Source organism: Cetobacterium somerae ATCC BAA-474, assembly GCF_000479045.1.
In the GTDB taxonomy this organism is placed as follows: Bacteria; Fusobacteriota; Fusobacteriia; order Fusobacteriales; family Fusobacteriaceae; genus Cetobacterium_A; species Cetobacterium_A somerae.
Map to the genome: position 1 here is coordinate 1 of NZ_KI518083.1, position 6,617 is coordinate 6,617.

4 protein-coding genes are annotated in these 6,617 nt (G+C 27.7%); 3 read left to right on the forward strand and 1 reads right to left on the reverse strand.

Going from position 1 to position 6,617, the window contains the following annotated elements; genetic code table 11:
• The first annotated feature begins 315 nt into the window (after positions 1–315).
• Both HMPREF0202_RS02425 and HMPREF0202_RS02430 read left to right on the forward strand, forming a co-directional pair.
• Positions 316–2,541: a TonB-dependent receptor gene (locus tag HMPREF0202_RS02425; protein WP_023051796.1), complete on the forward strand. Its 2,226-nt coding sequence runs from the start codon at positions 316–318 to the stop codon at positions 2,539–2,541.
• A 15-nt stretch (positions 2,542–2,556) separates the two neighbouring features.
• Positions 2,557–5,568, forward strand: a complete 3,012-nt coding sequence (locus HMPREF0202_RS02430) for an autotransporter outer membrane beta-barrel domain-containing protein (RefSeq protein ID WP_023051797.1) — start codon at positions 2,557–2,559, stop codon at positions 5,566–5,568.
• A 297-nt stretch (positions 5,569–5,865) separates the two neighbouring features.
• On the opposite strand, the gene HMPREF0202_RS02435 is transcribed toward HMPREF0202_RS02430, so the two are convergent.
• The gene (locus tag HMPREF0202_RS02435) at positions 5,866–6,201 is read right to left on the reverse strand and encodes an AAA family ATPase (RefSeq protein ID WP_023051799.1); all 336 of its coding nucleotides are present in this window, start codon (positions 6,199–6,201) and stop codon (positions 5,866–5,868) included.
• 184 nt (positions 6,202–6,385) lie between these two features.
• Between HMPREF0202_RS02435 and HMPREF0202_RS02440 the strand changes: the two genes are divergently transcribed.
• On the forward strand, positions 6,386–6,617 hold a 232-nt coding region (locus HMPREF0202_RS02440; RefSeq protein ID WP_023051800.1), incomplete at its 3' end, for an AAA family ATPase.

The window sequence follows — 6,617 nt, forward strand, 5'->3', positions numbered from 1 at the left end:
AAAATAATAGTTTTTCTCTATTATTTTTTTAAAATCATCTATTCCCACTGGTAAACTTTTCTTAATCATGCTTTCACCTCACCATATATTTTCTTATATTATACCATACCTTATATTTTTAAACAAAAAAAGTAGTGCATTCACATTACTTTAATCTATAAATACATTTACAATATATTTTCAAACAATAATTCATGTAAAAAATTCAACTTTTCATGTTATAAAAAATAATTTTCTATGTTTTTACTTTATAATTATTTTACAAATATTTTGATTGTTAAAATATTTGTAAAATGATACAGTGGAGGGATTTAAATGAAAAAATATCTATTTGTTATGTGTTTAGCATTTTGTGCAAACTCATATTCAGATGATATAGGAGTGGTTGAATTACAAACCTCTCATATAACAGATAACACTAGAACTGGGGGTTCTATATTTAATGTTGTGGAATCTAAAAATACAACAATCATTACTCAAGAAAAGATACAAGAAAAAAAATATGAAAACGTTGAAGCTATACTAAGGGAAGCTCCTGGAGTTATCGTACAAAATACAGCTTTTGGGCCTAGGATAGATATGAGAGGAAGTGGAGAGAAATCTCTGAGTAGAGTTAAAGTTATGGTAGATGGTATCTCTATTAACCCAACAGAGGAATCAATGGCTAGTTTACCCATTAACTCTATCCCTGTTGAAAGTATAAAAAAAATTGAGATAATCCCAGGTGGTGGAGCAACTCTATATGGAAGTGGAACTGTTGGTGGAGTTATAAACATTTCTACAAACTCCAATACCACAAAAAATAACTTCTTTATGGATCTAAATTACGGCTCATTTGACGATAGAGATTTAGGATTTGCAGGTGGATACAATGTCACAAAAGATCTATATGTAAACTATGGATTTAACTATAGTAATAGCGAAGGGTATCGAGAGGATGAGGAAAAAGAAAACAAAATCTTCTTAGGAGGGTTTGATTATAAAATAAGTGATAAACATAAAATTCGTTATCAAGGTAGAAGAGGTAATGAAAAAGATAATGGAACAAATGAAGTTAGTAAAAAAATATTAGAAATAAACAGAAGAGCTCCTGGTCTGAACTTAGATGTAGATACAAAATCTGAAAGTAATGTTTTTGATTACGAATACAGAGCTACAGATAAACTACTCTTTGGAGCATCTTTTTTCAATCAAAAACAGGAAAGAGATATATCTACAGAAAGTGTCGATGACATACTAATAGAGTTATCTTCTAGAAAATACTCTGATGTGAGATCCTATTATAATTTTTATGATGTTAAATCTCTTATGAGTGCAAAGTTTAAAGAGGAAAAAAATGGAGTTAAACTTAAGACTAAATATGAGTATGACAAAGGAGAGTTAATTTTAGGATATGACTATACAAAAGCCAATGTAAAAAGAGATTCTAATGTTACTTCTGAAATTTTAAAAACATATTATAACGAGTATGGAATGTATGTAGCTCTATCTCCAGAAGATCGAAAAGCTGTTACAAATAAAGTTAAAATCAACTTAACTAAAGAGTCCCACGGAATATATGCCTTTAATAAATATAATCTTACAAATAAACTTGATCTTACAACTGGAGTAAGAGGAGAGTATACAAAGTATACTGGAAGCAGAATTAATGGTCCTAATGAGATGCCATTAATTAATCCTAAAATTCAAACTATAGAAACTGATAGAAAAATGGAAAACTATGCTGGAGAGTTAGGACTTTTATATAAATATAGAGATACTGGAAATTTCTATACAAGATATGAAAGAGGTTTTATAACTCCTTTTCCATCTCAATTAACAGATAAAATTCATGACAAAAAATTAGCTTCTGATAAAAGTGTAGGTTTCTTTGTTCCACCTAATGTTAATGTATCCTCTATATATGTGGATAATCATTTAAAAGCTGAAACTACAAATACTATAGAGTTAGGAGTTAGAGATTATATCTATGATTCATATGCTAGTTTAACTTTCTTTGCAACAGATACAGATAATGAGATTGTATTAATTCAATCTGGAGTTACTAATCCAGCTATAAAAAGATGGCAATATAAAAACATTGGAAAAACAAGAAGACTTGGTTTAGAAGCAGAAACAGAGCAATACTTAGGGAAGTTTACCTTTAATGAGTCTTTAACTTTTATAGATGCTAAAACTCTAAAAGGAAATGAAAAAGCTCAAATTAAAAAAGGAGATAAAGTTCCTTTAGTTCCAAAGGTAAAGCTTACATTAGGAACTAAGTATAGCTTAACAGATAATCTATCTTTAAACGGAACTTATACCTATATAAGTAGCAAAGAGGGAAGAGAGATGAGTGAAGAGGATAAAAGCTTTAGTTATAAAATTGATGGTTATGGTGTTTTAGATGTGGGAGTTACATATAAATTAGATGAGTATTCATCAGTTAGAGCTGGTATTAAAAACTTAGCTTCTACTAAATATAACTTGAGAGAAACAAGTATTGAAGCAGTTCCTGCACCAGAGAGAAACTACTATATAGGATTAAATGTTAAATTTTAAAGGAGAGATTAAAATATGAAAAAAAATAAATATTTACTTTTAGCACTGTTAGCATTGAGCGGAAAAATATATGCAAATGATTTACCAATAATATCTATTCCTCCTGAAACAATAGAAAAAGGAGCTTATGAAAATATATTAAGAGTTGTGGATCAAATAAACAAAAAAAAAGGTATAAATTCCGCTTACTTAGAGGGAAGTACACATGATTTAGGTCCCAAAGATAATGGAATTGATATTGTTGCAATGGCCCATGCCAACGATAAGATAGAACTTACAGGAGTCAGAGGATTTTATAAAGGGGAAACTTATCACTCTGCAATTGATATTGTAGAAAATAAGTTAAATGCAATTGATAAATCTTTAAAAGAGAAACTACCCTTTGTTGGAAATAACTATGAAAAGAGATTTTACTTTGGAAATGGAAATAGTGTAAAGGATATTATTTTCAAAAAAAGTGATGATTATAATAAAACTGTAGAAAAAATAAGAGATAATAAAAATGAAAAATATAGTATTGAAGGTGTTTATACAAATATAAATAAAACTTTAAATAAAAGTTACGATACTGCAAATCCTTTAGATATACCTATGAAAGATTATAGAGAGAAAATTCAAGGTAAACCTAAAGAGGAAGTTGCTAAATATCTCCATGAAAAATTAAAAGAGAATGGTGTTGAAACAGAGTTAAAAAATGGTGAGTTATTTACTAAAAATGGCAAGGAGGAGTGGAGAGTTCTATGGGATTTACAAGGAGTTAGAATTAGAGAGGGATATGATCAAACTTTAAATGAAACTGTATATACAAAAATATATACTTACGAACCTAAAAATGAGCAGGGACAAATTTTTTATACAAAAGATTCAAATATGTATATTGAAGATAAAGGTATTTCTAAAGAGAATCTTAGAATAACAGGGGGAAGTTACTATGGAAACGAGGGAAAAAGTTTAGAGGATATGTTAAAAGATGAATCTAAATATGTAACTAAATATTCTAACTCTATTGAAAAATTAACTGCTGATAAGCAGAAGTTAAAAAGTGGTGAGATGGAAGAGGATGAGTTTAATGCTAAATGGGTAATACCTTTTAAAAAAGGTGGAGAGTTTGAAAAAGCATTGGAAAAATATTTAGCTGAAGTAACTCCGCTTTATGAGAATATGAAAAAATATGAAAAAACAGACTTTAATAAATACTTAGCAGAGTATGAAAAGATTGAAAGTATTCAAAAAGAACATGGTTTTTTCACTGGATTTGCTAGTTGGAGAGATGATAATCCCGAGGAGAAAGAGGCAATATGGAGAAAGTGGACTGATCGAATCCTTTCTGATAAAAATTTAATACTTGAAATAGAATCTAAAAATATAGAGTTTAGAGGTAAGGGTAGAGTTGATGGAACTATCGATTTAGGAGAAGGGTATAATAAACTTAGAATAACAGAGCAATTTACAGGAAAATATGGAACAAATATAATTTTAGGACCATATGCTAAACTTAAAAATATAGCTGTTGTAGAAGTTGGAAGAGCTATAGGAGATGAAAAAAATCCATCTCTATCAGGAAACCACTCTTTAACTTTAGATATAGATACAGATGTTAAAGATAATAAGGGACATCTTATACAACATGCCTTTAGAGATTCTGATAAAGATATTGAGTTTACAAATGCATATGTTTTAGATTTAAATGAAAAGAATAAGTTTTCCATTGAAATGATAGTTTCTAAAATTGATGAAGACTCAACTATAAATATGGGAAGACCTTTGGAAACAACAGTTAGAAACTTCACTACTAGTGGGGAAGAGTTTTTAAAATCTAAAATTAAATTAGATTCAGATTCTATAGTCCACGAGATTAAAGAGCTTAATAAAAGTGATGAGAATGGTAACTCTTTAGTTCAAGTTGTTGTAAAAGATAGAGTTCAAGGTTTAGATAATCTAGAAAATGAAGTTTACAAAAGTATTAAAGATGCTAAAAAAATTGGAAGTATCTGGGAAACAACTACTTCTACAAATAAGAAAACTGTATTTGGAGGTGTGAGAGAACAAGAGGCTTTAAGTGAATTAAAGATGTTAACTGACCAAATGTCAAAAAGAAATATCTACAAGTATTTAAATAAAATATCTAAAAATGAGTTGAATACATTTACTTCATTGCCTTTTGGAGTTCAAAATAGTTTTGAAAAAGATTCATATGTAGATGGTGGATATATATCTAATAGAGATGTGGAAGATGATTTTAAAGGAAATATAAATACTGGGTATGCTCTTTATGAAAAAAAGATGAATGATTCTTTTAAAATTGGTGGAATTTTTGGAGGAGCTACTTCTAATCACCAAGAAATAAAAAAAGATAGTCTTGATACAGTGACAACAAATTCAAGTATAAAAGGGCAATCTCTATATTTAGGTGGATATGGAAGATATGCATATACTCCTAACTTTAATATAATATCTGGAATAGGAGCTCAATATGGAGAGTATGATGTAAATAGAAAGTTAAAAAATAACTACCAAGATTTAAGTTTTAAAAGTAAACCTAAGACAAATGGATTAAATCTTTATAGTGGAGTTATTTATGATTATCCACTTCCTAAAGATATGAAGATTGGTGTAAAAGGGCTATTATCATACTCATTAATTATTCAAAATAGTATTGAAGAATCAAAGGAGAAGTTGGCTTTAGATATAGCTAAGCAAAACTATAACTATTTAGATGGGAAGTTGGGATTTAACATTAGTAAAACTCTTTATAGTAAAGGAACTGTTAGTCAATTATCTGCTGGATTATCTGGAATTTATGGATTAAGTGGATATGATAATGAAAATATGAGTGGTAAAATTCAAGGTTCTACATCAAACTTTACAATTTTAGGTAAAGACAATGAAAAAGAATCTCTAAACCTAACTTTAGCTTACGATGTACAAAGAGATTCAGGAATAACTTACGGAATCGAAGGAGATTACTTAACAAATAAAGAAAGAAAAAATGTCACTATAGGTGTTAAATTAGGGTATATATTCTAAAATATATCTTTACTAATAATTTTTTCCCATAAAAACCTTCAAGTTAGATAGTTTAATATTATCCCAACTTGAAGGTTTACACAGATATTTAATTAGACCCAGACATTCTGATGTATTATATTTCTTTTCATTTATTTGAGCTAAAGCTTCTTTAGCTCTCTTCAATAGAGTTTTTATCCCCTATTTTAAATTCAAATCTTCAAGCATTTTAAAATACAAAGCTGTTTTACCATGACTATATTCTTTTATAAATGTATTCTTAAAAAATGATATTTTCTGTTATTACTTCCTCTTCAGTCAAACCAAAATGATTAAAATCTTTATCTCTTTTAAACTTATATATATTACTGGATACTCTCCCATATACTTCATTTTATCTGTATTTGAAATAGCTAGTCCTTCAAATAGCTTTTTATTATTATCTTTGTCCTCTATATTAAAAAAATAGTTCAGCATTGACATATTTAAAGTTTTTCCAAATCTTCTTGGTCTTGATAATAGTGTCACTTCTGATCTTTTATTTAATAGTTCGTCTATCAACATTGATTTATCTACAAAATAATAGTTTTTCTCTATTATTTTTTTAAGTTGAGTATTTAATCCTAAATAAGCATTTCCTAAAGATTGCTCCATATTTTCATATGAAACTTCACATTTTTTCTTAAATTAAAAATATTTTTTCTTTCCAATAATTAATAAAAAAAGCTTTCATTATTATGGATATAACCTCAAAATTTATAGATTTCTCTTCATTTCAAAGGAAAAATAAAGTAAAATATAAATGAACATTATAAAATTAATCCAAAAGAGGTGAAAAATGAAAGTAAAAAATATACATTTTAAAAATCATAAAGTTTTAAAAAATTTAGCAATAGATTTTACTAATAACGGTGAAGTTCTTGATACTGTGGTTATTGCAGGTATTAATGGAAGTGGAAAAACAAATCTTTTAAAATATATCTATGATTATTTTGATAAAAATTATTATTATTATAATGATTTAACAAACTCTGTAAAGTTTGTATTTGAAAAAGAAGAGGAAGAAATAA